This window comes from Rhizobium pantanalense (genome assembly GCF_030182525.1).
Classification (GTDB): domain Bacteria; phylum Pseudomonadota; class Alphaproteobacteria; order Rhizobiales; family Rhizobiaceae; genus Rhizobium.
In genome coordinates this window covers 378,630-402,863 of record NZ_JAQJCH010000010.1, presented here as the reverse complement: position 1 = coordinate 402,863, position 24,234 = coordinate 378,630, and the positions used below count along the sequence as shown (strand labels likewise).

Here is a 24,234-nt window from a genome sequence, read left to right as displayed (position 1 = left end):
AGAACGGCCGGCGCACGAAGCGCCGGCGATGTGAACAGGATCAGGCAAGCACTTCCGCCAGTTCGATCAGATTGCCGAACGGGTCGCAGAAGAAGGCGAGGCGACGACTGATGGCAGGAAGCTCGAACGGCTCGGTGACGATGGTGACGCCGCGGCGACGCAGCTCTTCGACGGTGTCAGCCACACTTGCGACGTTCAGGCAGAAGTGGTGGTACCCCGCGTACTTCAAGCTGTCGCCGAGGTCGGTGTAAGGACGGACATCGATGGGCGCCGGTTCGCCGCCGCCGAGAACTTCCACGTAGAAGTGGTCGTCGGTCGCAGGAGCGAGATAGGCAAGCTGCTCGTCTGCATAATCCCACTCTGCGACGACGCGGAAATCGAGCTTCTCGACATACCAGCGTTTGGCAGTTTCGAGGTCGGGCGTGCGGACAGCAACGTGGTGGCCGCGCATGTCGGCGAAGGGCGAAGCAGTCTTGTGTGCGGGGGGAATGAAGTCGGCCATTGAAGTGTCTCCTTGTTTGGCCCCGGCGTGATTGCCGGCTTGCGAGGAGAATTTGTGCCTTCTTGACATAGAAGATTAGACGATGAATTCTCGCATATCTGCTGAGTGAGATTCATTAATGAGAGCGACCGATCTATCCGAACTTGCGGCCTTTGATGCCGTCGCGCGCCACCGGAGCTTCCGTCGCGCCGCCGAGGAGCGGGGCGTCACCGCGTCTGCTATCAGCCATGCGGTCAGCAATCTGGAAGAACGGGTCGGCATCCGCCTGCTGAACCGGACGACAAGAAGCGTCCACCTGACGGACGCCGGTGCGATGCTGATGTCCCAGCTCTCTCCGGCCTTCGGCGACATTGGGGCTGCGATGGACGCGCTCAATCAGTTTCGCGACACACCCTTCGGCAAGGTCCGCATCAACGCGCCAAACTCCGTCGCGCCGTTTGTCTTTCGATCGGTGATGGCACCGCTGCTCGCACAGAACCCGAACCTTCAGCTCGAAATCGTCGCGACCGACCGCCTGGTCGACATCGTCGATGAAGGGTTTGACGCCGGCATCCGGCTGGGAGAGAGCCTGCGGGAGGGGATGACTGCGGTGAAGATCAAGCCGCGGCTGCGCTTCGCCGTGGTGGGGTCACCTGCATACTTCGAGCGGCACCCGATCCCGAAATCGCCGGACGACCTTCGCAACCACGCCTGCATCCGCAACATCTACCCGAGCGGGACGCCCTATGCCTGGGAGTTCTCGCGCGCCGGAAGCACCATTGAGTTCCAGCCGACGGGAGCGCTGTCGCTCGACGACCATGAGCTTATGGTCGAGGCAGCGCTCTCTGAGGTGGGGCTGGCCTATGTCTGGGAGGAGAGGGCACGTCCCTACCTCGCCGATGGACGATTGGTCGAGTGCCTCGCATCATGGGCTGCGCCAATGGAGTGGCTGTACCTCTACTATCCCACCCGCAAATTCATGTCCGCGGGCCTGCGCGCCGTGATCGACGCGCTCAGGGTCTAGGCGATCCGTCTTTGATTCCCGCTGAACATGCCGCCGCGGTAAACTTCCGCGTCGGGAGCGAACGAGAACAGCACAACGTCAGATGCCGCGAGAGCGCTGATTTCGAGATCGCGATCAGACGTAAATGCGCTTTCCCCCTCAGAGATCACCTCGCCCGCGACGGAGACCTTTCCCGCATATACATAAAGCACGAAATGTCTTCCAGTTTCCTCGGCCGGCAGCCGCATGTGGACCCCTTTCGCGATGTGGGCGTCAAAGACGCTGACGTCAGATCTGACCTTCAACGGTGCAGCGCTCGGTCCGGCGATGAGCCGCCAGCGATCAACGCTGTCTTCCTTCGGGAACTCATGGAACTGTACCATCGGCTGTAGATCGGGCGCGTTTGGTCGCAGAAATATCTGCAGCGCCCGTACGGGTCGGTCGCCAAGCATCAGCTCTTCGTGCTGGAAGGTGTGGCCGGCATTCATCATCATGAAGTGCGTCTTGTCGAGCGTCTTCTCGTTTCCGACCGTATCACGGTGAAGCATCTCGCCGTCGCGAATGTAGGTCAGGATTTCGTCGTCCTTGTGCGGGTGCATGCCGATGAGATGACCCGGCTGAACCTGGGCCCGATCGATCCTGCCGATCGGACCGATACCGCTGTCGTCGGACGTCAGCGTTAGGCCGGGATACAGGATCTCGACCCAAAAGCCTTGGCTGACGTCGCCGCGCATCCGGCCCGCTGGAATCTTGGTGATGGTCATTGTGGTGTTCCTTTCATCCGTGCGCGGGCTCTACCGCCCGCGCCGAAACGGTTATGCGCGCTCAATGATAGTTCAGGATGCCAACCAGCTTCTGACCGAGCGGGCTCGTCCAGTCGACGGCAAGCTCGGAGATAATCTGGTCGACGGTGGTGATGATTGCGCCGGCCTTTTCCATGCGGCGCAGGGCGATGTCGTCGCCGTACTTCGTGTAGGAGGCGGAAGCGTCCGCCGAGACCTGCACCTCGTAGCCTTCGTCGAGCATCTGCAGGACCGGGAAGGTGACGCAGATTTCCGTTGTCACGCCAGCGACGAACAGCTTCTTGCGGCCGGTCGCTTTGACCGCCTGATTGAAGCCGTCGTGGTGCATGGCGTTGACGATGCCGGGACGCTTGATGCGGGCTTCGAACGCTTCGGGCAGGATTGCTGCGAGTTCCGGCAGCAGCGGGCCTTGGATCTGCTCTTCCATGCTGGAGGTCAGGATCGTCGGGATATTGGCGGCCTTGGAGATGCGAGCAAGCTTCAGCGCGTTCTGCTTGACCAGGTTGATGTCGTGCGAGTGCGTCCAGGCCATCGTGCCGATCTGGTGGTCGATCAGCAGCATTGCTGAATTCTCGGGGGTGAATACGTCCTTATGCATTGTCGTGTTCCTTTTCTGTCGGCGGCGGTTGGTGAAGTTCGTTTCGATCCGCTCGATGACTGGAATTTAGCGTTGCGATCATCGGCACGGTAGCTCTATGGTTGGCGACTCTGTAGAACGAAAAATGGAACGCTGGGATGATCAGCTTTGAAGACATGCAGACCTTCGTCGAGGTGGCGGACGGCGGTGGCATCACAGTCGCGGCTCGGCGTCTCGGCCTGCCGAAGTCGATCGTCAGCCGGCGGCTCGTCCGGCTTGAAAGCGAGCTTGGCGTCCAGCTTCTGGCACGCACGACCAGGGGTGCCTCGCTCACCGAAGCTGGCGTCTCCTTCCGCGAGCACGCCGCCCGCATGTGTCTGGAGATGGACGTCGCCCGCGAGGAGATGCTGCCGACCGGGGAGCTGCGGGGACGCCTTCGCGTGGCGGTTCCGTCGTCCTTCGGTCCCGGGCACTTCGCCCCGGCACTGGCCGAGCTCGCCCGGCTGCATCCGCTCCTGCAGCTCCACGCGCATTACAGCGACCGATATGTCGACCTGGTGGCGGAAGGCTTCGACTGCGGCATCCGCGTTGGCTATCTTCAGGATTCAAACCTGACGGCGCGCAAGATCGGCGCTTTCACGGCGGGCCTCTTTGCCAACCCTGAGTACCTGCGGGTCCATGGCGTTCCGCAGAAACCATCAGACCTGCTCGAACATCAGGCCATCCTTCAGGGGACCGAAAGCTGGAAGGTCTCGGATGGCACCAAGACGGTGGTCGTCAACGGTCAGGGACGGTTCAAGGCTGACAGCGCTGCGGGCATTGCGGAAGGGACGGCGGCCGGACTTGGCGTTGCCGCTCTGCCGGTGGCGATCGCGCAAAGCTACCTAAGCGCAGGCACCCTTGTGCCGATCATGTCAGACTACAGTCTGCCGGAAATCGGGGTCTACATCGTGCGGCCGCCGGGCTCGCATGTGTCCCGGAAGGTCAGGGTTCTGATAGACTTCTTTGTCGAGCGGTTCGCGGCGAACGCTCAGGCTGGCCAGCGCGGAGAAGTCTAAGATTGTGTCGGCGACTGCCGCTTTTGAAACGCCACACCCCAGTCGCGCATGGCCATCAGCACGGGCGCAAGCGTTTGTCCGAACGGGGTGAGCGAGTACTCCACGCGTGGCGGGACTTCGGCAAAGACTTCGCGGGCGACGACCCCGTCGGCTTCGAGCTCCCGCAGCTGCATCGTCAGCGAACGCTGGCTCGGGTCGCCGACCAGGCGGCGCAGCTCGCCGAACCGTCGCGGCCCATCCAGCAGCCGGTAGATAATCATCGGCTTCCACTTTCCGCCGGTGACATCGACGGTAGTCTCGACGGGGCATTTCTGGCCAGTGGTCATCACGCTCTCCAATAGTGTACGTTCTATCCCTATAGGCAGAACTGTTGCCTACTTGCAAGTTGGCACCCGTAGCCTCTAGTGGACGCAGTTATATTCAGAGGTGCGTCATGCGAGCTGCTTTCTACGACCGACAAGGATCTGCAAAGGAGGTGCTGGCCATCGGCGATCTCCCCGATCCGCAGCCGGGAGCCGGAGAGGTCCGGGTGAGGGTGGTCGCGTCAGGCATCAATCCCTCCGACATCAAGACGAGGACTGGATTCGGTGGAAAGGCAATGCCCTTCCCACGGATCGTGCCGCATCAGGACGGAGCCGGCATCATCGACGCCGTCGGTCCCGGCGTCCCCACGTCGCGCGTCGGCGAGCGCGTCTGGGTCTACATGGCACAATGGGGCCGCGCGTTCGGGACGGCGGCGGAATTTGTCATCGTGCCCTCGGTGCAGGCTGTCAGGCTGGCCTACAACGTATCCTTCGAGATCGGAGCGGCGCTCGGCGTTCCCGCGATGACAGCGCATCGCTGCCTGTTCGCCGACGGAGACCTGCGCGGTAAGCGGGTTCTTATTCAAGGCGGGGCGGGCGCCCTCGGCAATGCAGCGATCCTGCTTGCGAAGTGGGTGGGAGCATGGGTGGCGGCGACGGTGAGCCGTGAGCAGCAGGCGGAGGTCGCGCGTGGGGCCGGGGCCGATCTTGTCGTCAACAGGCACGAGGAGGACGTCGCTGCTGCCGTCCGATCAGCCACCGGCGGCCATGGCGTCGACCGTATCGTCGACGTCGATACTTCCGCCAACATCGACGTGGCGATCGCCTGTCTCGCCCGCGATGGGGTCGTCTCGGCCTATTCGACGGAATCGCCAGACGCGAAGCTGACGATCCCGTTCTTCCCGGCGCTGCTGGGCGGCTTCTCGTTCCGTTTCGTCTATGTCTACACCATGCCCGAAGACGCGATAAGGCGGGCAGCTGAGGAGATTTCGGCTTGCGCCGCGTCTGGGGCATATGTTCCGCGGATCGCGAAGACATATGCCCTCGACAAAGTGGCCGAGGCACACGAGCTTCAGGAGAGCGGGAAAGCTGTCGGTAAGGTTCTCCTCCGAATTCAGAATCCGTGATGCGATCCCATCAAGCTCAGCTTATTAGGCTACGACGGCTTTTGGCTCCAGGAATGTCTCGAGGCCGAACACGCCGTACTCGCGGCCGATGCCCGACTGCTTAAAACCGCCGAATGGAGCGAGAGGTTCATGGGGTGCACCGTTGAGCACGACGCGGCCGCTGTCGAGCCGATCCGCAAGCACCTGCATGCGCGCGGCGTCGGTGCCATGCAGGTAGGCACTGTTTCATGCAGCGTAACAGTCCAATGCAAAACATGATTATTCAGCTTGCTGATCGTTCGTTGCATCTTGCGATGACGGTTCGGGAATGGACCCGGCCCAAGATCCAGGAGCGATCACATGAAACTCTATCACCATCCATTGTCGGGCCACTCGCACCGCGCCAGGCTCTTCCTATCGCTGATCGGGCTTCCCCACGAGCTGGTCGAGGTCGATCTGAAGGCTGGCGCCCACAAGCTGCCCGGCTTCCTCAAAATGAATCCCTTCGGGCAGGTTCCGGTCCTGGCGGATGGCGATGTCTTCATTTCGGATTCCAACGCGATCCTGGTCTACCTCGCCAAGAAGTCGGGCCAGACGGATTGGCTTCCTGAAGATGCAAAAGGGGCCGCCGACGTTCAACGGTGGCTCTCGGTTGCAGCCGGTGAGATCGCCTACGGTCCGGCAGCTGCGCGTCTGGTGACGGTGTTCGGCGCCAAGTTCAACCCCGAAGAGGTCATCGGGCGTGCACACACAATCCTCGGCCGGATCGAGAGCCATCTGCAAGGGCGCGAATGGCTGGTGGGCAACCGCCCGACGATCGCGGACGTCGCGATCTACAGCTATGTCGCACGTGCCCCGGAGGGCAATGTCGACCTCAGCGCCTATCCCTCCGTCAACGCCCTGCTGGCTCGCGTCGAAGAACTTCCAGGCTTCGTGGACTTCGTCAGAACGCCCGTCGGTCTTGCCGCCTGAGCCTCGACAGGAGCGTGCGACACCTTGCACGCTTTTCGCCTCTTTTTCTGGAGAACGCAGATGTCCATGAAGCTTAGAAAGTTGCCGACGTGGCATGAAGGTGAGACCTTTATTCAGGAAAAGCTCGGCGTAAAGGAACGCATGGCCTCCGTCGGCCAGCGTGTCGTTCGCGATTTCATGCTGGACCAGCACCGGGACTTCTACGCCCAACTCCCCTTCATAGTTCTCGGGAGCGTCGATCAAGCCGGAGACGCCTGGGCGACGTTCGTCGAAGGTGAGCCGGGGTTCCTGTCGTCGCCTTCGTCCGTCGTGCTAGACATTGCCGCGCACCGCGATCCGAGCGACCCGGCAAGCGAAGGAATCGCGGACGGATTGCCGATCGGTCTCCTCGGCATCGAGATGCACACCCGTCGCCGCAATCGCATGAACGGCTTTGTCTCGACGATCAACGGCGGCTTCCGCATTAATGTCGACCAGAGCTTTGGAAATTGTCCACGCTACATTCAGCTGCGCGACTTTTCTTTCGAGCGTCAGCCAGGCGAACAGTTTACCGGTGAGGTCGAGGGACTGGCCGCTCTCGATGACGAAGCGCGTGCGATCATTCGGGAAGCAGACGCCTTCTTTGTCGCGTCCTACGTGGATCGCGAGGAGCGGCGTCAGGTGGATGTGTCCCACCGAGGCGGCAATGCCGGGTTTGTCCGCGTCGGTGACGACGGCGTCCTGACGATCCCCGATTTCGACGGAAATCTCTTCTTCGCAACGCTCGGCAACATCCTGCTGAACGGAAAGGCAGGACTTCTGTTCGTCGATTTCAAAACGGGCGACATGCTGCAGATGACGGGGAAAGCCGAAGTCATTTTCGACTCGCCCGAGATCGCCGCCTTCCAGGGCGCTGAGCGCTTTTGGACATTCAAACCGACACGCATCGTTCGTCGCCGTAATGCGCTGGCGTTGAGATGGGCTTTTCAGAAGGACGGCTGGTCGCCGAGTTCCCTGATGACAGGCAGCTGGAGCCAAGCGGCCGACCGTCTCCGTGCCGCAGAGTTTGCTAAAAGCTGGCGGCCAATGACCGTCACCGCGATCGTTGATGAAAGCGCGACGATCAAGTCTTTCCACCTCCAGCCAGGCGATGGCGCAGGGCTCCTTCCGCACGCGGCCGGCCAGCATCTGCCCATCCGCATAAAGCTACCCGGCGAAGAAAAGTCGATCATTCGCACCTACACGCTTTCTGTTGCGCCCTCTGACGGCGTCTACCGCATCAGCGTCAAGCGCGATGGTCGGGTATCTCAGTTCCTCCATGATCATATTGCCGTCGGCGATGTCATCGAGGCGCGCGCGCCGGCCGGCGAGTTCACCATCGACGCCCGCTCGACACGCCCGGCGGTGCTTCTTGCAGGCGGCGTCGGCATCACGCCGATGCTCGCGATGCTTCGTCATATCGTCTACGAAGGGCTCCGCAAGCAGCGTGTCCGTCCGGTCACGTTGTTCTACGCGGCTCGCTCCAAGGCCGATCGACCGTTCGACAAGGAGATCGCCGATCTTATCGGTGCGGCGAAGGGCGTCGTGCGATTAATCAAGGTCCTCAGTGACACCACAGATGCTGAAGAGGGCAGGGACTTCGATGCCGCAGGTCGCATCGATATGGCGATGCTGACTCGGTTCCTCCCCTTCAACGATTATGATTTTTATCTGTGTGGGCCGGCCCAGTTCACCCAAGGACTCTATGACGGACTGCGGGCTCTCAACATTGCTGACGACCGCATTCAGGCTGAAGCCTTCGGTCCGTCGTCGCTGATCCGCACGGGTCAACCCGCACCAGCCGTTGCGTCTGCCGCGGCCCAGCCGTCGGAAAAGCCTGTGCCAGTCGTATTCACGAATTCCTTGAAAGAAGCACGCTGGACACCTGGTTCCGGCACTCTCCTGGAACTCGCCGAGGCACGCGGCCTCGAGCCTGAGTTCAGTTGTCGGGAAGGAAACTGCGGGACGTGCCGGACGAAGCTCGTCAACGGTGCCGTCGCTTACGTCAAGCAGCCCACCGCGAAGATCGACGCCGACGAAGTGCTTCTGTGCTGCGCCGTCCCTGCTGATCAAGAAGGCGGCCTTCAGCTCGCTGTCTGAGGGCTCGATTACTGCGCCCAGCGTAACAGTCCCTTGTTCCCTTTCGATCTTCAGCAAGATGCCCCAGCGGATCATATTCAATCTCAAGAGAGCGACGTCTCTTTCAACCGAAAAAGGAGAATACAATGTCACGCATCCCTACCCCTGCAACCATCGGCGATGCACCAGAAGCCTCTCGTCCGATCCTCGAGACCATCCAGAAGCAGATTGGCTCGGTTCCGAACATCTTCCGGCTGGTTTCCAATAGCCCCGCCGCATTGACAGGTTTGACCTCGGTCCAGGGCGCTCTCGCCAAAGGCAAGCTGCCGCCGGCCACCCGCGAACGCATCGCACTCGCCATGGCTGAGGCTAACGGCTGTGACTACTGCTTGTCGGCCCACACCTTCACTGGCACGAAGTTCGCCAAGCTCGACGAAAGTGAAATCGCTGCCAACCGCAACGGCACATCCAACGATCCCAAGGCAGCGGCCGCTGTCGAGTTCGCCCGGGCTCTGACGGTCGCTCGCGGGTCCGTCGCGCCAGCCGAAATCGCCAAGGTTCGCGATGCCGGCTACAGCGATGCTGAGATCGTCGAGATCATCGCCCATGTGGCCCTCAACACCTTCACGAACTACGTGAACGACGCCCTAGACACCGAGATTGACTTCCCCCGCATCGATCGCGCGGCTGCCTGATGCCAAGGCCAAGCGACGGTGCCAGACGTACTGCCTCTTGGCCCCCCACGGTCAAACATCATCCTTAGAGGAATTTCCACATGTCCCGTCCCCCGCTTCCCCCATTTACCAGAGAGAGCGCCATCGAAAAGGTCCGCCTTGCAGAAGATGGCTGGAATAGTCGCGATCCCGCCAAAGTGGCGCTCGCTTATACGCTTGATACGCGCTGGCGCAATCGTGCCGAGTTCGCGAAGAACCGGGCCGAGGCCGAGGCTTTCCTCACCCGCAAGTGGAATAAGGAGCTCGACTACCGCCTGATCAAGGAACTCTGGGCCTTCACCGGTAATCGTATTGCCGTCCGATATGCCTACGAATATCGCGATGACAGCGGCCAGTGGTTCCGCGCGTATGGAAACGAGAACTGGGAATTCGCTGAAGACGGCTTGATGCGGGAACGCCATGCCAGCATCAACGAACATCCGATTGCTGAAGCAGATCGCAAGTTTCGTTGGCCGCTGGGCCGCCGGCCGGACGATCATCCTGGCCTAAGCGATTTCGGATTTTAGGCGGCTGAGCCAGGAGATGGAAAATGGCCGGCCCGTCAATCGATGCTCGCATAAGGCTTTCAATAGAGCTTGCTCTCACGGGAGCCAACGCGAGCAGATCGCTGCTGGCGAAACAAGAAGAAGCCGGTCGTGCCCTTGGCATGACAGGCGCCGAGATGGATGTTGCCAGGCAAGGTTCCAGCTTCGATTTCGAGACTTCGGTCGCGGTCTCGCTTGCTTTGAATGCCTGTCGGGAGACGTACCAGCGCGCCCTGCGCGCTGGTCTTTCCGAGGAAGCCTGCGCGGAGATAGAATTCATCTCGCAGGCTTGCCGTTCTCAATCGGATGATCCCGTGCCTCTTGAGGCTTCGTTTTCAAGCCCCTAAGGTCTTGGAAACTGAAGTGCTTCGGGGGAATGGATGGATCGCTGGCAAGCAATGAGGATCTTTGTAAAGGTCGCCGAAACCGAAAGTTTCGCGGATACCGCACGCCAGATGTTCATGAGCGCACCGGCTGTCACACGTGCCGTTGCCTCGCTCGAAGACCTTATTGGCGCGCGCCTACTCGTGCGAACCACCCGCTCGGTGAAGATGACCGAAGCGGGCGTTCGCTATTTTGAAGATTGTCGCCGGATTCTTGCCGATATCGCGGAAGCGGAAGCGGCTGCCGGCGGTTCCTATGCGACGCCGACGGGAACTCTCTCCATAACCGCGTCCGCGCTGTTCGGGCAAATGTACGTTCTTCCGGTCGTGACGGATTACCTCGATACCTATCCGACGATGAAAGCGAAGACGCTGTTCATCGACCGACCGGTCAACATCGTCGAGGAAGGCATCGATGTCGCTGTGCGCATCGGCCATCTCCCCGACTCTAATCTTTCTGCCGTGAAAGTTGGTACAGTCCGTCGCGTCATGTGTGGTTCTCCGAAGTATTTTGAGCGCTTTGGTGTTCCGAAATCGCCAGCTGACCTCAAAGACCACCGTATCGCGGCTTCCACTGCAGCTTGGGCTTCACCTGAGTGGAAGTTTGGCGACGATCTGCGAGTATCCGTGGATGCGGCTTTACAATGCAACACCAACGAAGCGGCGATCCAGTCGGCACGCGAGGGGTGGGGCCTGACAAGGGTGCTCAACTACCAGATCGGCCCAGCCCTCGTTGCTGGAGAGCTACAGATCATCCTCAGTGAATTCGAAGAACCACCGTTACCCATACACATCCTTCATCCGGAGGGCCGGCACGCTCCGGCAAAGGTTCGCGCCTTCGTCGATATGGCTGCAGCAAGGCTGCGCGAGAACCGCCTTCTCAATTAGTCGGCCAGTCCTGCCGCACTCATATCACCAGACGTAATAATCCCTTGTCCAATACGAACATTCTCCTTCCACGCTGAAAGCGCGACGGTGGTCGCAGGCAATAAGCCGCTCGCAACCACTCCTGAGGAGAACCATAATGTCTCGCACTGTCGCCGCCCTACTTCTCGCATCCGCCAGCATCTTTGTTACCGCCCCCGCAAGCATAGTGTTGGCCGAAACGCCGGCGGTCGCACAGCAGGCACCTGCCACGATCCACTATCGCTCCATGAAAATCGACGGCGTCAACGTGTTCTATCGCGAAGCCGGTCCGGCCGACGGCCCGGTCGTCGTCCTGCTTCACGGCTTCCCGACATCGTCGCACATGTTCCGTAACCTAATCCCGCTGCTCGCAGACCGTTACCGGATCATTGCCCCTGACTATCCGGGCTTCGGCCAGAGCGATGCGCCCGATCACACCAAGTTTGAATATTCCTTTGGCCACTATGCCGATATCGTCGACACGCTGCTGACCAAACTCGGTGCTACCAAATATTCGATGTATCTCATGGACTATGGCGCACCCGTCGGCTACCGGCTGGCGCTCAAGCATCCGGATCGCGTCACCGGAATGATCGTCCAGAACGGCAATGCCTATGACGAAGGCATCCGAGATTTCTGGAACCCGATCCGCACCTATTGGAAGTCGGGGGCAACGAAGAACCGGGAAGCGCTCTCGGTGCTCGTCGCGCCGGAGACGACCAAGTTCCAGTATACCGATGGCGTCAAGGACCTGACCCGCATCAGCCCCGACAACTGGGTGCACGACCAGGCGCTGCTCGACCGGCCGGGGAACAAGGATATTCAGCTCGACCTGTTCTACGACTACCGCACCAACCTGCCGCTTTATCCGCAGTTCCAGGCCTTCTTCCGCGACCGGAAGCCGCCGACATTGATCGTCTGGGGTAAGAACGACAAGATCTTCCCGGAAGAGGGTGCGCATCCTTATCTTCGCGATCTTCCCGAAGCGGAATTCCATCTTCTTGATACAGGCCACTTTGCGCTGGAAGACAAGCTGGACGAGATGGCTCCGCTGATCAGGAGCTTCCTGGATCGCAAGATCGCAAAGTGAAAACGGAGTGAGGCTCCCCGCACCGGCTGAAAACGCTTCAGGGAGCCTCCTCCACAAGCCTCTCTTCATGGGGCTCTCGCGCGTGACCGCGCGCCACCTGCTGTGTCCTGCGAAGGATTTCAATTGAACAAAGCAAATCATGCCGGCACGCCGGCGGCGCCGAAGCCACGCGACCGCGGCGAAGCCTTGGTCTCGCAATCTCGCTCTCGTCGGTCGCCCAGCTCGTCATCATCAATGTTATCGCGGTGGTGGCGTTCGGCGAACGGCTGAGCGCTGCACAGATCGCCGGCGTCGCTTTGGGGGTCGTAGCAGTGACTTTGATGTTAGTCAGAGCGCCAGCGGCATGACGTTCGGCTGTAGCGGCCGGTGGAGTGATGAACGCCACCTTTTGCAGTTCGTGATCTGAGGCAAACGGCGCAAGGAGGCTCGATCCGAGCCCCCTTCGAGAACTTTAGGAGTTTGCCTGCTGGACCGGGCGCGAGCCCGAAATGCCATAAAAAGCGATATAGATGTAGCAGAATATCGGCATCACGAACGCCATATGGATTCCGACGGTGTCGGCAAGGCCGCCCTGGACCAGCGGAAGGATCGCCCCGCCGACAATGGCCAGGCAGAGAATGCCGGAGCCTTGGCTGGTATGCCTCCCCAACCCGCGAAGGGCGAGGCTGAAGATTGTTGGGAACATGATCGAATTGAAAAGACCGATCGAAAGGACGGCCCACATCGCAACATGCCCGCTGCTCGCAACGGTAATCGCCAGCAGCAGTGCTGAAATCGCTGCATTGAAAGCCAGCGCCTTTCCGTCATTCACGTAGCGCATGACTGCGGAACCGATGAACCTTCCGACCATCGCGCCACCCCAGAAATAGGCCACGTAATGAGCCGCATCGGCTTCCGACAGGTTCGCTATCGTAGGCTCAGAGAAGAAGTTCACGAGGAAGCTGCCTACGCTGACTTCAGCCCCTACATAAACGAAAATGCCGACAGCGCCGAGGACAAGATGCCTATAGTCCCACGCCGATTCTCCGGGCAGTTGTTCACCCTCGCTTTCCTCCTCCTGGACGTTCGGCAGTTTTAGCGCGGCAAAAACGACCGCGAGTACGAGGAATGCCAGGGCGAGTATCAGGTAGGGCAGTTTGACCGCGCCCGCTTCCGCCGAACGGAGGGCATCAAGCTGTTCGGGAGTGGCGTTCGTAACGGCGGCCGTAGCAGCCGACAGCATGAGAAGAGCGCCGAACAACGGCGCAAGGGCGGTTCCGAGCGAATTGAAGGCCTGTGTCAGGTTCAGCCGGCTTGCGCCGGTCTCCGGTTTTCCGAGGACCGTCACATACGGGTTGGCGGCCACCTGCAAAACTGTCACCCCAGTCGCAAGCACGAACAATGCTCCGAGAAAGATAGCGTAGACGCGGTAGGTAGCCGCGGGAATGAAAAGCGCGCATCCGACAGCGGCGACGGCAAGCCCGGTAACGATGCCCCACTTATAGGAGATGCGCTTAACCAGCGCGCCTCCAGGCAGCGAAATGATCGAGTACGCTCCGAAGAAGCAAAGCTGGATCAGCATCGTCTCGGTGTAGTTGAGCTGGAAAACACTCTTCAAGTGCGGGATGAGGATGTCGTTGAGGCAGGTTATGAAGCACAGCGCTCATGGTCGTCGGTCGGACGCTAAGGCCGTCGCACTCCAACTCCCGAAGGTGTTGTGTGAGCATTTTCTGAGAAATGTCTGGGATGTCTCGCATGAACTGTGACGCTCGCATCGATGGCTCACCATAGCGATCTCCTTGTTCCAGATTCGCGAGCAGAAAAAAGTAGTGACAATTTCAATGAATGCGACGGTTGGGGGACCGCCTGCAGCGCCAGACTCCTCCGGTCATTCCATGTAGATAAAGCGGATGACCGCTACCAAGGAATTTCAGACGGATAGCTTTTGTAACCACAGGGTCGTCGGTTCGACTCCCTTTACATCAACGGATCCGACTTCGTTGACTGCCGGCAGTGATCTTTTAAAAGTGGCGATGCAGCCTAGTGCCGGACGACTACTTTGCGCCTTCATGCACGAATCCGCGCCGCGGCGGCGCCTGTAAGTCCTTCGCCAATACAGAAGCAAAGGTCTCCGGCTCATCCAGGAGCGCGGCGTTTGCCGGATAGCATGGCTTCAGCCGCAAGCTTCTGGCGAAACCAGCTCATCGCCCAAATGTCGATGTGTTCGTTTTTCCTGTCCGGCTCATTTCCGCGTGGAAACCAACACCCCATTCCATAGAAGCGGAATCCGGCTAGCGGAGTCAGACCCGTATGACCGTCAATCGCGCATGTTTCGGATTCCCAATGCAACTTTACCTATGCTAGACTCCCGAATAGAAGCCAGGCCGAGAACCCTCAAATGCAGTCCATCGAACCCCGCATATGATGAAATCGTCCATTGATCGCATGCCGCCTCGCAAGCAGCGTGAGCTGGAAAGGGTCCTGGAAATCCTGCATGAGGAGTTCGAGGACGCGCTGAAGGAAGGCACCGCCGATTTCAAGAAGCGCGGACGAATCCTCAAGATCATCCTGTTCGGGTCTTATGCGAAGGGCAGCTGGGTGGACGAACCCTTCACCATGAAGGGCTATCGTTCGGATTTCGATCTTCTGATCATCGTCAACAATCGCAAGCTCTGTGAATTTGCGGATTATTGGTACAAGGCCGCCGATCGGCTGATCCATGACAAGACGATCGAGACACCGGTAAGCTTCATCGTTCATTCCCGGCGTGAGGTGAACACCTATCTGAAGGAAGGGCAGTATTTCTTTTCCGACATTCGCAAGGAAGGCATCGTCCTTTACGAGCTGGATGACGAACCCCTCGCTGAACCCGGTGTGCTATCTCCGCAGGACAGGCTGGCAGTTGCTAAGGGACATTTTTCTTCCCGTAGCAGGCTCGCAAAACAGTTTCTGGACGGAGCCGCGTTTCACATGTCTCGCGGCAATATCGACGTCGCCGCCTTTGATATTCATCAATCGTTGGAACAGGCATATTCCTGTGTTTTGCTCACGCTGACAAATTACGGTCCTGCGTCCCACAATCTCAAGTTCCTGCGCTCGCTGGCGGAGGGGCAGGATCGTCAACTGGCGGAAGCCTTTCCCCGCGATCAGCACCGGGAGAGAGCGTGGTTCAACACTATCAACGAAGCCTACGTAAAGGCGCGCTATTCCAAGCACTACGAGATCAGCGAGGAGGCCCTTCACTGGCTCGCAGAGCGGACAGCGGTCCTGATCGATCTGGTGAACACCGTGTGCTCCGAGCACATACAGAAGCTGAATGATGGTCTCCCATAAGGCGGCCGCAAGCTGCGTGCGAAGCGCCCTTATTCGCATTTTACTTTTGGCAGCATCTTCGGATGAGGCGTCTGCACCTCATTGATTCCTGAGTTGAAGGGAAGATTGCAGGCTTCACCGACGACTCACAACCGGCAGCCGCCTCTGCAGGCATTGTTGTCTCGATTTCGGGATTGAATTTGTATTTGCGACCGATCCATTCTGTGGCTGAGAACTTATTGACGAATTTGCGATATCGCCATCTGGAATGGCAGACCCTACTATGTAGCCGGTCTTGTTCAGGCCGTTGGTGCTTTCATCCCACTGCCGGGCGGCGTCCTTGTAAGGGACAATGGGAAGATCATCGGTGCGGTCGGCGTGACCGGCGACAGTCCCGACAATGACGAGGTCGTTGCGGTTGAGGGCATCAAGCTCGTCGGGTTGACGCCCGATACCGGCGTCTGAGGTTCAGCCTACCGAGCTATCACGCCGGATGGTCGGCCTTGACGAGACACACGCATCCGGCGCGCCGCTCCATTCGGGCCACCAAGCGATCGCGTGACCCAGTTCCGAGAGTTCCACGCTATGGATTGTGCAAAGCGCCTTTCGAGGGTCAGGCAGTTCGGAAAATGGTCGTTGCGAAGATAGAAAGGCTAACAATATCGATGTGTCAGTTCCATAATGTATGTTATCTGATTTTCGGCTGTAGGGGGGGTACATTCTATTTTCAAGTGCGACATGCCAATGATTTCAATGGCTTCACTTTGGAGATTTTCGCATGTCCCGCTGCTATTCGCAATTGACCCTCGCCGACCGCCGTCGCCTTCATTACCTCGTCGAGCGCAAGGTGCCGATCAACGAGATGGCCCGTCAGCTCGGGCGCCATCGTTCGACCATCTATCGTGAGATTAGACGCAACACGTTCCATGACCGCGAGCTTCCCGAATACAGCGGCTACTTCTCGACGGTCGCTGACGACATTGCTAAAGAACGCCGACGGCGCTTGCGAAAGCTTCGACGCCATCCGCATCTGCGTCGCATGGTCATTGAGAAACTGGAGGCCTATTGGTCGCCGGAACAGATTGCCGGCCGTCTTCTGGCAGACAGCGTCAGCATGGTTCGCATCTGCGCCGAGACGATCTATCGCTTCATCTACGGCAAGGAAGATTACGGGCTTGGTCTTTATCGCTATTTACCGGAGGCACGCCGCAAGCGTCGCCCTCGTGGCTCCAGAAAGCCACGAAACAGCGTATTCCCCGCCAGTCACAGGATATCACAACGGCCTGATTTTATTAGTGATCGGTCTCAGTTCGGACACTGGGAGGGCGACCTGTTGATCTTCGAGCGTGACTTTGGCCTTGCCAACGTCACCTCACTGGTCGAGCGAAAGAGCCGCTACACCGTGATGATCAAGAACCCAAGCCGGCATTCGCGGCCGATCATGGACAAGATCATCGAAGCCTTCTCGCCTTTGCCAGCCTTTGCACGCCAGAGCTTCACCTTTGACCGCGGCACCGAGTTTGCCGGCTTCAGGGCTTTGGAAGATGGCATCGGCGCATGCAGTTGGTTCTGCGATCCCAGCGCGCCGTGGCAAAAAGGTGCGGTCGAAAACGCCAACAAGCGCATTCGCCGCTTCATGCCAGGCGACACAAATCTGGCCGAAGTGCCGCAATCGGCGCTGGTTCAACTCGCTCACCATCTGAACGACCAACCCCGTAAATGCCTTGGATACAAGACGCCGGCCGAAGTGTTCATGGCGCATTTTCGCGAAGAAGGCTGGTCCCCTACCCTAGACGCCGGCATGATGCACTTGCGTGAGCTTCTCCAACTAAATGTCGGAAAGCCCAAGGAAGTGGACCGCTGCACCAGCGATGCGCTACCGCGGCATTCATCATTCTTTCACGGCACCAGTCATCGACGAAACGTAGTAATCGACGAAGAAAGAGTAGAGGATGACGACCGGCAATGAACCAAATAATGCACCGGCCATGAGCGAACCCCACTCGAAGACATCACCGCGAACCAATTCCGTCAGAACACCCACAGGGATCGTTTTGTTTTCCGACGATTGAATGAAGGTGAGCGCATAGATGAATTCGTTCCAGGACAGCGTAAAGGCGAAGATGCCGGCCGATATCAACCCAGGCACCGCCAGCGGCAGAATAATCTTGACAAGAATCTGCCAGCGACTGGCGCCATCGACCAGCGCGCTTTCTTCCAGCTCGAAGGGTATCGACCTGAAATAGCCCATCAGCAGCCATGTGCAGAATGGGATGAGGAAAGTTGGATAGGTGAAGATGAGCGCAAGTCTGGAGTCGTAAATTCCAAGCTTGAAGACGATAAAGGCCAAGGGAATGAACAGGATCGAAGGTGGAACGAGGTAGGCTAAGAAAATCAGCAATCCGATCGAACGAGAGCCCGTAAAACGCACCCGCTCGATTGCGTAGGCGCCAAAAATCGACGCCAGCAGTGATAAAGCGGTCGATCCTACCGCCACCAATATCGTGTTCCAGAGCCAGCCCGGATAGGACGTTTCAAAGAACAGGTACTTGATATGATCAAGCGTCGGCCCCACGACCCAGAAGGGGCTGTAGTTATTGTAGTCGGTCAACTGTGCGTTCGGCTTGATGGCCGTTATGGCCATCCAGTAGAAGGGAAACAGAAGCACGAAGACAAAGACCGCCATCGGCAGGTAGAGCATGACGATACGGCGAGGCAAGCGGTTCAGATAACCCATGCCTTGAATGTCATCGGTCAGAACGGGATTGGCCGTCTCGGTTTTGATGATCATGGCGTTCTCCCGATCTCAGTCTTGTCCGCCCTGCTGCCATTTGCGGCGCTGTAGACCGAAAAAGCTGAACATGATGGCACCGAGCAGGAACGGGATCATGGCCACCGCGATTGCCGCGCCCTCGCCGAGCTGCCCTCCGGGGATGCCGCGCTGAAAGGAAAGTGTCGCCATCAGATGCGTCGCGTTGACCGGCCCGCCTTTGGTCAGCACGTAGATCAATTGGAAATCCGTGAATGTGAACAGCACGGAAAACGTCATCACGACGGCAATGATCGGGGTCAACATCGGCAGCGTTACATAACGGAAACGTTGCCAACTCGTAGCACCATCAAGGGATGCAGCCTCCTGCAGGGAGGCGGGAATCGTCTGCAGGCCGGCAAGCAGCGAGATCGCGACGAAGGGAATGCCGCGCCAGACATTGGCGATGATGACCGAAACCCGCGCATTGGTCGGATCGCCGAGGAAATTGATCGGGCCATGGATCAGGCCAATCTTCATTAGGGACCACGAGATAATGGAAAACTGTGAGTCGTAGATCCACCAGAATGCCAATCCCGAAAGCACCGTCGGCACCACCCAGGGCAGAAGCACGATCGCCCGGAAGAAGGATTTGAATGGCAGGTGTTGATTAAGAAGCAACGCCAACCAAAGGCCGAGAACGAATTTCAGGATCGAGGCAATAAAGGTGTAGAGCAACGTATTGAAGACCGACAGCCAGAATACGGAATCATCGGCCAGAAATTGATAATTCTCCAATCCGATGAAACTGCCGGCACGCCCGATCCGCGTGTCCGTGAAGCCGAGCCAGACCCCCAGTCCCAGGGGATAGGTGAGAAAACAAACCAGAAAGATGGCCGCCGGCAACATGAAGAGGAAGCCGAGCATATTATTGTTCTGCATGAGCGATCGGATCGGACTGCGCGTCGTATCGCCGGATGTCACGGTCGACATGGCATTATCTCCTGATGGACAGTCGCAGCATGCCGGCGCCGGCATGCTGCAGATCTTCGCGGGGGATCAAACCTTGTAGTAACGGTTTGCGCGGCGCTCAGCCTCTTTCATCGCATCCTCCGGCGTCATCTGGCCGGTCACGGCGGCGGCGAACATGTCGACGAGCACGTAATCGGCCATCACACCTGCCGAAGCATAGCCCAGCGGACCGGCATAGCCGTTCGGGCGCAGGGTTTCCGAGGCGCGTGCATAGGGTGCATGGACCGGATCGGCGGTCCAGACAGGATTGTTGGCAAAGGCCTTCAAGGGTTGGCAGCAATAGGCGCTCGATCCTTGGATCCAGGCGTTCATCTGGTCACCTTCCATCATGAACTTGATATAGGCCTTGGCTGCTTCCGGATATTTGGTATGGCTGAAGAGAAGCAGCGAGCTCGTCTGGTGCAGTTCGACACTCTTGCCGACCGGGCCGATCGGGAAGTTTGTGGTTCTGATATCGGCCGCGATTTCAGCAAGCTTAGGGTCTTTTTTAGCGGCATAGTAGACGGAAACGCCGTTTGCGATCAGCGATACCTGCCCGGCAAGGAAGGCCCGGTTGTTGTTGATGTCCTGCCAGCTTTCCGTGCCGGGGATGAAGGTCGCATAAAGGGCTTGCGCATAGTGGATGGCCGCCAGCGTTTCAGGGCTGTTGATGGTCACCTTGCCGCTTTCATCCACCATCTTGCCGCCATGGCTCCAAAGCAGCCAATGGGCGTAATTGTTGCCGTCACCGACAGCCTTGCCATGCGGGAAGCCGGCAGGCGTACCCTTGGCCTTCATGGCCTTGCAAAGCTCAAGGAATCCCGCGGTGTCCTTGGGGAATTCGCTGAAACCGGCGGCCTTTACATGGCTGTCACGATAAACGACGGCATTGCCGATCGCCGTCAGAGGCATGGCGATGAACTTGTCGCCGCGGGTTGCATAACCGCGCACACCGTCATACCAGCCGCCGTATTTGTTGCCGAGATAGGTGGCGAGCTCCGTCAGGTCGACGAGTTTGTCAGGATATTGATGAGCATCGTCGAACCAGCACATCACCATGTCGGGGCCGGAACCGACATTGGCGGCGACGGCAGCCTTCGGCCGGATGTCTTCCCAGCTTTCCTTGTCGATACGAACCTCGACGCCCGTCGCCTCGGTAAATTTCTTGGTATTGGCAAGCCAGGCATCCTCGTCTCCCTTGACGAAGGGTGTCCAGCGAAGCAGCCGGAGACTTGCGCCCTTTTCGGGCGTGTAGCCGGGTTCGGCCTGGGCGAAAGATGGGCGTATTCCGAGTGGCGAGAGGCCGGCGATCCCGGCGGCGGCCGCCGATGCGGCAAGAAAGTCACGTCTCTTGAATGGCATGATACTCCTCCTTTGAAAACGGGAGCAAATTCCCCCGGCGCCCACCTTCCCGTTTGGTGAACGACGACTATCGCATTCGAACCGGCCGAATGCTTCCGCATCGATGGGTGAGCAGGAAGACTCCTCTTCTTCCGGCTCCGCACCGAAGCGGCATCAAATCGTCAATCTCTGACCGCTTTCGGCGTCGAAGAGATGGACATGCGGCACATCGATGGAAATGCGCAACGTATCGCCGGGTTTGGCATTGATCCTCTCCCGGAAGATGCAATTGACATCGCTGCCGCCGAACCGAACCGTCATCTGCGTCTCATAGCCTGTTGGTTCGATCACGATGATTTCCGCGGGTAGCCCATCGGCATCGAGCATGATGTATTCCGGACGCAACCCATAGACGAGATCCCGACCCTTTGCGACGGCGGGCGGATTTGCAACCGGCAGGACAGTTCCGTCCGACGCGATGAACCGGCTATCGCCCTCCGTATCGAGGCGGCCTTTGATCATGTTCATCGCCGGCGAACCGATGAAGCCCGCGACGAAAAGATTGGCAGGTGTGTCGTAGAGATCCAGCGGCTTTCCCACCTGCTCCACGACGCCGTCATGCATGACGACGATCTTGTCGGCCATCGTCATGGCCTCGATCTGGTCATGCGTGACGTAAACGGTCGTGGTACCAAGACGTTGGTGAAGCTCCTTGATTTCCGCGCGCATGGCGACCCGGAGCTTGGCGTCAAGATTGGAAAGCGGTTCGTCGAAAAGGAAGACCTGGGGATCGCGCACGATCGCCCGGCCCATGGCGACACGCTGGCGCTGACCGCCGGAAAGCTGGCGGGGATAGCGATCGAGCAGTTTGGTGAGGCCAAGAATGTCCGCGGCCTTTTTGACACGCTGATCCATGTCCGCTTTCGGCGCGCGTTTGAGCATCAGCGAGAAAGCCATGTTCTGGGCCACCGACATATGCGGATAAAGCGCATAATTCTGAAAGACCATGGCTATGTCGCGGTCGCCGGGGGCCACTCCATTGACGATCCGATTGCCGATACGGATCTCGCCCGCGGAAATATTCTCCAACCCGGCAAGCATTCTCAGGAGCGTTGATTTTCCGCATCCGGACGGTCCGACCAGGATCACGAATTCCCCGTCCGCAATCTCGATGTTCACACCCTTGATAACCGGGAACGCCCCGAATGATTTCCTGACATCGACAAACTCGACACCTGCCATAAAAGTCCCTCCCAGAACCTTTCACTTCCCTGAATTGCGGTCGTCCCCTCCTCCGAAGCACCAACCGCGAGAACGCACCATTCCGGTTTCGACGTCCTATCCCCCGCCGGCGAACGATATCTTTGTCTTCCTCACGTGCATCTCAGACAGCTCTCCTCCTGCTGGCCAGATCAGACCGGATTGCCGCTGGCCAGTTGAACCTTGGTCGTGTCATAAATACGTGTCAGATGATACTCGAACGCCGTAACGACGGCGTCTCGATCATGGCGGGCGAGCGCCTCGAAGATCGCCAAATGATCGCTGTAGCTCGCCTCGATGGCACCAGGCTTGGCCATGGCGTGCCGGCGATAATTCATCATATAAGTATATAAATCGGTGACGAAGGCCGCCAGCAGCGGGTTTCCGCAGGCCCGATAGATGGCGACGTGGAATTCGCGATCGCAGATGAGGAAACGCATCGCATCGTCGCCTCCGAGACGCTGGGCCTCCAGCAGGGCCTGCAGTTTTGCCAGAGTGATGTCATCGATGCGCCCGGCAGCGTCACCGACAACCTTGAGTTCGATATGAAGACGCGCAGCGTGGACGGATTCCAGGTCGTAGCCGTCAATTGCATTGGGAGAGGCGATCGTCACCGTGATGTGGCTGAGATCGACCTCACAGACACGGCTGCGGCTGCCATGTGAAACTTCGATGATGCCCTGCGCGGCGAGCGCCTGGATAGCGCCGCGCACCGTTTCGCGGCTGACATGAAGAACGTTGGCCAATTCGCGCTCGCCCGGTAGCTCGTCGCCCGGTCGCAGCATATTGGTGGCGATCAAGACCATCAGCTTCTCGGCGATGACATCACGCGCCGTTCGACGGGCGAGACTACGCGCGATATTCGGCACCTCGGTCAAGATCGGACTTCCGTCCATCGCACCCCCCGGTCCACTGGTTGGTCCAGCAGATCAGTCAATTAAAGATCGTTGAGGAAATCCGTCAAGACAAATTCATTGGCAACCGAAGACACAGGGTTCTAACTGTTGGTTCCACGATCTATCCCGGAGTTGGAGTGAGCCTGAGCAGTTGTCTAGCGCCCTGCCGGTCGTCGCGCGGCATATGCGAATGATCAGCGCAGTTGATGGGATCCGAACTGGCGGCCCGTTGTTACAAAATTCTCTATCTCCGGAATATTCAGGTTAGCCAAGAACTTGCCTAGCCCCGTGACTGATTTGGGGCCGGAACTGGCTTGCCGATCTGGTCAGTTGAGGCTGAATCGCTGCCATAGAGCGGCGCGGATCTCACCTTCTTCTGCAAGAGTCATTCAGACCCTTCCGGGTGAGCCCATTTCTATCGGCGCTCGCCTAGCTCGCGCCAAGGCAATCGGAAACAGGTTTTGGGTGAGCCTTGAGCGCCCCGACGCCACCTCCAGACACCTGCACGACCGTGCAAGCTTGGCGGCCGTAAGCGGCCCTTTACAATATATGAAGCCAACCTTTACAGTTTACCTTCATTTATGGTAGCGATACTGCCATGATCGAAAACGCTGCCAAATCACCCCTCGCCTCCACAGTCGCCGAAGAGCTCAGAGGCTTCGCAAGTAAGCTGAAGCGCAAGCTGCGTGAGCAGGGCCATGCCGGAGACCTGACGTCAAGCCAAGCGTCGGCGCTCATCCGGCTGGAAAAGGAGGGGCCGATGACCACCTCGGCGCTGGCGCGCGCCGAGGGCATGCGTCCGCAATCAATGGGCACGCTGCTCTCGGCGCTGGATGCGATGGGTCTCGTCTCGGGAATGCCCGACCCTTCGGATGGCCGGCAAACCATTCTCTCGCTGACGGACCGATGCCGCAGGCTGATCCAGGAGGGCCGCGCCGCCCGCCAGGACTGGCTCAGCCGCACCATCGAAGCCAGGCTTTCACCCGAAGAGCAAGGCCAGGTGCTGGCCGCGATCGGCCTGCTGCAGCGGCTGGTCGAGCAGGATTAGACCGATCTTTCCCTCCCCCACTCCAGGATATTCCATGGCCCTGACCGCGTTGGATCCACAAACCGCCCTGATGGTCGTCGATCTCCAGAAAGGGGTCACGAGCGCAGCCCTGATAGAATCGATCACCCCCATCATCGACCGCGCCGTAGCGCTTATCCGCGCTTTCCGGCAGCACAATCTGCCCGTCGTCCTCGTCAATGCCGCCGGCACCGCGCCGGGACGAACGGAGCAGCCCGGGCGTCACACCGGACCGCTGCCAGACGGCTTTACGGATTTCATTCCCGAGCTCGACCGGCAGCCGGGCGATATCGTCGTGACGAAATACAGCTGGGGCGCCTTTGCAACGACCGATCTCGACGCGCGTCTCAAGTCCCTCGGCGTCACGCAAGTGGTGGTCATCGGCGTCGCGACCGGAACCGGGGTCGAGGCGACCGCGCGGCAGGGCTTTGAGGCCGGGTACAATGTCGCGCTCGCGATCGACACCATGACCGACACCCGGCCCGAAGCCCATGCCTACAGCATCAAGAACGTCTTTCCCCGGCTCGGCGAAACCGCCACGACGGAAGAGATCATGACCGAACTCGCAAAGCGGAACGCCTAGG

The 24,234-nt window shown here is 59.1% G+C and carries 23 protein-coding genes and 4 pseudogenes; 14 read left to right on the top strand and 13 right to left on the bottom strand.

Annotated elements, in window-relative coordinates:
- Positions 1–40 precede the first annotated feature (40 nt).
- Positions 41–502: a VOC family protein gene (locus tag PH558_RS25270; protein ID WP_285207224.1), complete on the bottom strand. Its 462-nt coding sequence runs from the start codon at positions 500–502 to the stop codon at positions 41–43.
- 118 nt (positions 503–620) lie between these two features.
- Between PH558_RS25270 and PH558_RS25265 the strand changes: the two genes are divergently transcribed.
- Positions 621–1,505 carry a LysR family transcriptional regulator gene (locus PH558_RS25265; protein ID WP_285207219.1) on the top strand — a complete coding sequence of 295 codons (885 nt, stop codon included), beginning with the start codon at positions 621–623 and terminating at the stop codon, positions 1,503–1,505.
- On the opposite strand, the gene PH558_RS25260 is transcribed toward PH558_RS25265, so the two are convergent.
- Together PH558_RS25260 and PH558_RS25255 are read right to left on the bottom strand one after the other, a co-directional pair.
- Positions 1,502–2,248 (bottom strand): pirin family protein, encoded by a 747-nt coding sequence (locus PH558_RS25260; RefSeq protein WP_285207214.1) that lies wholly within the window; start codon positions 2,246–2,248, stop codon positions 1,502–1,504. The two genes, PH558_RS25265 and PH558_RS25260, sit on opposite strands and share 4 nt — an antisense overlap.
- A gap of 61 nt (positions 2,249–2,309) precedes the next feature.
- The gene (locus PH558_RS25255) at positions 2,310–2,885 is read right to left on the bottom strand and encodes an isochorismatase family protein (protein ID WP_285207209.1); all 576 of its coding nucleotides are present in this window, start codon (positions 2,883–2,885) and stop codon (positions 2,310–2,312) included.
- A gap of 137 nt (positions 2,886–3,022) precedes the next feature.
- On the opposite strand from PH558_RS25255, the gene PH558_RS25250 reads away from it, so the two are divergent.
- On the top strand, positions 3,023–3,922 hold the full coding sequence (locus PH558_RS25250; protein ID WP_145676713.1) for a LysR family transcriptional regulator: 900 nt from the start codon (positions 3,023–3,025) through the stop codon (positions 3,920–3,922).
- Here the strand turns inward: PH558_RS25250 and PH558_RS25245 are convergent.
- A complete protein-coding gene (locus PH558_RS25245; protein ID WP_113409373.1) occupies positions 3,919–4,248 on the bottom strand; it encodes a winged helix-turn-helix transcriptional regulator in 330 nt (109 codons plus the stop codon). The two genes, PH558_RS25250 and PH558_RS25245, sit on opposite strands and share 4 nt — an antisense overlap.
- 107 nt (positions 4,249–4,355) lie before the next feature.
- On the opposite strand from PH558_RS25245, the gene PH558_RS25240 reads away from it, so the two are divergent.
- On the top strand, positions 4,356–5,351 hold the full coding sequence (locus tag PH558_RS25240; protein ID WP_145676711.1) for an NADPH:quinone reductase: 996 nt from the start codon (positions 4,356–4,358) through the stop codon (positions 5,349–5,351).
- Between the two features lie 24 nt (positions 5,352–5,375).
- On the opposite strand, the pseudogene PH558_RS25235 reads toward PH558_RS25240, so the two are convergent.
- A pseudogene (locus PH558_RS25235) lies at positions 5,376–5,570 on the bottom strand (aldehyde dehydrogenase family protein); the annotation flags it as partial.
- Between the two features lie 120 nt (positions 5,571–5,690).
- Here PH558_RS25235 and PH558_RS25230 point away from each other — a divergent pair.
- The 4 genes from PH558_RS25230 to PH558_RS25215 all read left to right on the top strand — a co-directional run bounded on the left by PH558_RS25230 (position 5,691) and on the right by PH558_RS25215 (position 9,639).
- Positions 5,691–6,302: a glutathione S-transferase family protein gene (locus PH558_RS25230; RefSeq protein ID WP_285207202.1), complete on the top strand. Its 612-nt coding sequence runs from the start codon at positions 5,691–5,693 to the stop codon at positions 6,300–6,302.
- Between the two features lie 60 nt (positions 6,303–6,362).
- Positions 6,363–8,420 (top strand): 2Fe-2S iron-sulfur cluster-binding protein, encoded by a 2,058-nt coding sequence (locus PH558_RS25225; RefSeq protein WP_285207201.1) that lies wholly within the window; start codon positions 6,363–6,365, stop codon positions 8,418–8,420.
- Positions 8,421–8,545: 125 nt separating this feature from the next.
- Positions 8,546–9,094, top strand: a complete 549-nt coding sequence (locus tag PH558_RS25220; protein ID WP_285207199.1) for a carboxymuconolactone decarboxylase family protein — start codon at positions 8,546–8,548, stop codon at positions 9,092–9,094.
- An 80-nt stretch (positions 9,095–9,174) separates the two neighbouring features.
- Positions 9,175–9,639, top strand: coding sequence for a nuclear transport factor 2 family protein (locus PH558_RS25215; protein WP_145676703.1), 465 nt, complete (start codon positions 9,175–9,177; stop codon positions 9,637–9,639).
- Between the two features lie 59 nt (positions 9,640–9,698).
- Here the strand turns inward: PH558_RS25215 and PH558_RS25210 are convergent, their stop codons facing one another.
- Positions 9,699–9,959 carry a hypothetical protein gene (locus PH558_RS25210; protein ID WP_285207197.1) on the bottom strand — a complete coding sequence of 87 codons (261 nt, stop codon included), beginning with the start codon at positions 9,957–9,959 and terminating at the stop codon, positions 9,699–9,701.
- Positions 9,960–10,037: 78 nt separating this feature from the next.
- Here PH558_RS25210 and PH558_RS25205 point away from each other — a divergent pair, with 78 nt between their 5' ends.
- Together PH558_RS25205 and PH558_RS25200 are read left to right on the top strand one after the other, a co-directional pair.
- Positions 10,038–10,928 carry a LysR family transcriptional regulator gene (locus tag PH558_RS25205; RefSeq protein ID WP_113409380.1) on the top strand — a complete coding sequence of 297 codons (891 nt, stop codon included), beginning with the start codon at positions 10,038–10,040 and terminating at the stop codon, positions 10,926–10,928.
- A 136-nt stretch (positions 10,929–11,064) separates the two neighbouring features.
- Positions 11,065–12,036, top strand: coding sequence for an alpha/beta fold hydrolase (locus PH558_RS25200; RefSeq protein WP_285207195.1), 972 nt, complete (start codon positions 11,065–11,067; stop codon positions 12,034–12,036).
- 451 nt (positions 12,037–12,487) lie between these two features.
- Here the strand turns inward: PH558_RS25200 and PH558_RS25195 are convergent.
- Both PH558_RS25195 and PH558_RS25190 read right to left on the bottom strand, forming a co-directional pair.
- Positions 12,488–13,669: pseudogene (locus PH558_RS25195) on the bottom strand (sugar MFS transporter); the annotation flags it as partial.
- 22 nt (positions 13,670–13,691) lie between these two features.
- A pseudogene (locus PH558_RS25190) lies at positions 13,692–13,805 on the bottom strand (winged helix-turn-helix transcriptional regulator); the annotation flags it as partial.
- 631 nt (positions 13,806–14,436) lie between these two features.
- On the opposite strand from PH558_RS25190, the gene PH558_RS25185 reads away from it, so the two are divergent.
- The 3 genes and pseudogenes from PH558_RS25185 to PH558_RS25175 form a co-directional block, all read left to right on the top strand.
- On the top strand, positions 14,437–15,348 hold the full coding sequence (locus PH558_RS25185) for a nucleotidyltransferase and HEPN domain-containing protein (protein ID WP_285207194.1): 912 nt from the start codon (positions 14,437–14,439) through the stop codon (positions 15,346–15,348).
- A gap of 225 nt (positions 15,349–15,573) precedes the next feature.
- Positions 15,574–15,792 carry a heme-binding protein gene (locus PH558_RS25180; RefSeq protein ID WP_113409385.1) on the top strand — a complete coding sequence of 73 codons (219 nt, stop codon included), beginning with the start codon at positions 15,574–15,576 and terminating at the stop codon, positions 15,790–15,792.
- A 313-nt stretch (positions 15,793–16,105) separates the two neighbouring features.
- A pseudogene (locus PH558_RS25175) lies at positions 16,106–17,101 on the top strand (IS30 family transposase); the annotation flags it as partial.
- A gap of 117 nt (positions 17,102–17,218) precedes the next feature.
- Here the strand turns inward: PH558_RS25175 and PH558_RS25170 are convergent.
- The 5 genes from PH558_RS25170 to PH558_RS25150 all read right to left on the bottom strand — a co-directional run bounded on the left by PH558_RS25170 (position 17,219) and on the right by PH558_RS25150 (position 22,584).
- Positions 17,219–18,118, bottom strand: coding sequence for a carbohydrate ABC transporter permease (locus tag PH558_RS25170; RefSeq protein ID WP_285207191.1), 900 nt, complete (start codon positions 18,116–18,118; stop codon positions 17,219–17,221).
- Between the two features lie 15 nt (positions 18,119–18,133).
- A complete protein-coding gene (locus tag PH558_RS25165; protein ID WP_285207190.1) occupies positions 18,134–19,069 on the bottom strand; it encodes a carbohydrate ABC transporter permease in 936 nt (311 codons plus the stop codon).
- Positions 19,070–19,135: 66 nt separating this feature from the next.
- Positions 19,136–20,449 carry an ABC transporter substrate-binding protein gene (locus PH558_RS25160; RefSeq protein WP_285207187.1) on the bottom strand — a complete coding sequence of 438 codons (1,314 nt, stop codon included), beginning with the start codon at positions 20,447–20,449 and terminating at the stop codon, positions 19,136–19,138.
- Between the two features lie 153 nt (positions 20,450–20,602).
- Positions 20,603–21,670: an ABC transporter ATP-binding protein gene (locus PH558_RS25155; RefSeq protein ID WP_095437933.1), complete on the bottom strand. Its 1,068-nt coding sequence runs from the start codon at positions 21,668–21,670 to the stop codon at positions 20,603–20,605.
- Between the two features lie 170 nt (positions 21,671–21,840).
- Entirely contained in the window at positions 21,841–22,584 is a 744-nt protein-coding gene (locus tag PH558_RS25150; protein WP_285207184.1) for a FadR/GntR family transcriptional regulator, read from the bottom strand.
- Positions 22,585–23,182: 598 nt separating this feature from the next.
- Here PH558_RS25150 and PH558_RS25145 point away from each other — a divergent pair.
- Together PH558_RS25145 and PH558_RS25140 are read left to right on the top strand one after the other, a co-directional pair.
- Positions 23,183–23,632, top strand: a complete 450-nt coding sequence (locus PH558_RS25145) for a MarR family winged helix-turn-helix transcriptional regulator (RefSeq protein ID WP_095437931.1) — start codon at positions 23,183–23,185, stop codon at positions 23,630–23,632.
- A 34-nt stretch (positions 23,633–23,666) separates the two neighbouring features.
- Positions 23,667–24,233 carry a cysteine hydrolase family protein gene (locus PH558_RS25140; protein WP_285207182.1) on the top strand — a complete coding sequence of 189 codons (567 nt, stop codon included), beginning with the start codon at positions 23,667–23,669 and terminating at the stop codon, positions 24,231–24,233.
- The last annotated feature ends 1 nt before the right edge of the window (position 24,234 follow it).

What these genes read in the sequence shown, in the direction of transcription:
- PH558_RS25170 (WP_285207191.1), bottom strand. Translation starts at nt 18,118, where the DNA reads ATGATCATCAAAACCGAGACGGCCAATCCCGTTCTGACCGATGACATT.
- PH558_RS25270 (WP_285207224.1), bottom strand. Translation starts at nt 502, where the DNA reads ATGGCCGACTTCATTCCCCCCGCACACAAGACTGCTTCGCCCTTCGCC.
- PH558_RS25220 (WP_285207199.1), top strand. Translation starts at nt 8,546, where the DNA reads ATGTCACGCATCCCTACCCCTGCAACCATCGGCGATGCACCAGAAGCC.
- PH558_RS25245 (WP_113409373.1), bottom strand. Translation starts at nt 4,248, where the DNA reads ATGACCACTGGCCAGAAATGCCCCGTCGAGACTACCGTCGATGTCACC.
- PH558_RS25145 (WP_095437931.1), top strand. Translation starts at nt 23,183, where the DNA reads ATGATCGAAAACGCTGCCAAATCACCCCTCGCCTCCACAGTCGCCGAA.
- PH558_RS25225 (WP_285207201.1), top strand. Translation starts at nt 6,363, where the DNA reads ATGTCCATGAAGCTTAGAAAGTTGCCGACGTGGCATGAAGGTGAGACC.
- PH558_RS25230 (WP_285207202.1), top strand. Translation starts at nt 5,691, where the DNA reads ATGAAACTCTATCACCATCCATTGTCGGGCCACTCGCACCGCGCCAGG.
- PH558_RS25155 (WP_095437933.1), bottom strand. Translation starts at nt 21,670, where the DNA reads ATGGCAGGTGTCGAGTTTGTCGATGTCAGGAAATCATTCGGGGCGTTC.
- PH558_RS25250 (WP_145676713.1), top strand. Translation starts at nt 3,023, where the DNA reads ATGATCAGCTTTGAAGACATGCAGACCTTCGTCGAGGTGGCGGACGGC.
- PH558_RS25150 (WP_285207184.1), bottom strand. Translation starts at nt 22,584, where the DNA reads ATGGACGGAAGTCCGATCTTGACCGAGGTGCCGAATATCGCGCGTAGT.
- PH558_RS25200 (WP_285207195.1), top strand. Translation starts at nt 11,065, where the DNA reads ATGTCTCGCACTGTCGCCGCCCTACTTCTCGCATCCGCCAGCATCTTT.
- PH558_RS25255 (WP_285207209.1), bottom strand. Translation starts at nt 2,885, where the DNA reads ATGCATAAGGACGTATTCACCCCCGAGAATTCAGCAATGCTGCTGATC.
- PH558_RS25160 (WP_285207187.1), bottom strand. Translation starts at nt 20,449, where the DNA reads ATGCCATTCAAGAGACGTGACTTTCTTGCCGCATCGGCGGCCGCCGCC.
- PH558_RS25165 (WP_285207190.1), bottom strand. Translation starts at nt 19,069, where the DNA reads ATGTCGACCGTGACATCCGGCGATACGACGCGCAGTCCGATCCGATCG.
- PH558_RS25260 (WP_285207214.1), bottom strand. Translation starts at nt 2,248, where the DNA reads ATGACCATCACCAAGATTCCAGCGGGCCGGATGCGCGGCGACGTCAGC.
- PH558_RS25265 (WP_285207219.1), top strand. Translation starts at nt 621, where the DNA reads ATGAGAGCGACCGATCTATCCGAACTTGCGGCCTTTGATGCCGTCGCG.
- PH558_RS25205 (WP_113409380.1), top strand. Translation starts at nt 10,038, where the DNA reads ATGGATCGCTGGCAAGCAATGAGGATCTTTGTAAAGGTCGCCGAAACC.
- PH558_RS25215 (WP_145676703.1), top strand. Translation starts at nt 9,175, where the DNA reads ATGTCCCGTCCCCCGCTTCCCCCATTTACCAGAGAGAGCGCCATCGAA.
- PH558_RS25240 (WP_145676711.1), top strand. Translation starts at nt 4,356, where the DNA reads ATGCGAGCTGCTTTCTACGACCGACAAGGATCTGCAAAGGAGGTGCTG.
- PH558_RS25140 (WP_285207182.1), top strand. Translation starts at nt 23,667, where the DNA reads ATGGCCCTGACCGCGTTGGATCCACAAACCGCCCTGATGGTCGTCGAT.
- PH558_RS25185 (WP_285207194.1), top strand. Translation starts at nt 14,437, where the DNA reads ATGATGAAATCGTCCATTGATCGCATGCCGCCTCGCAAGCAGCGTGAG.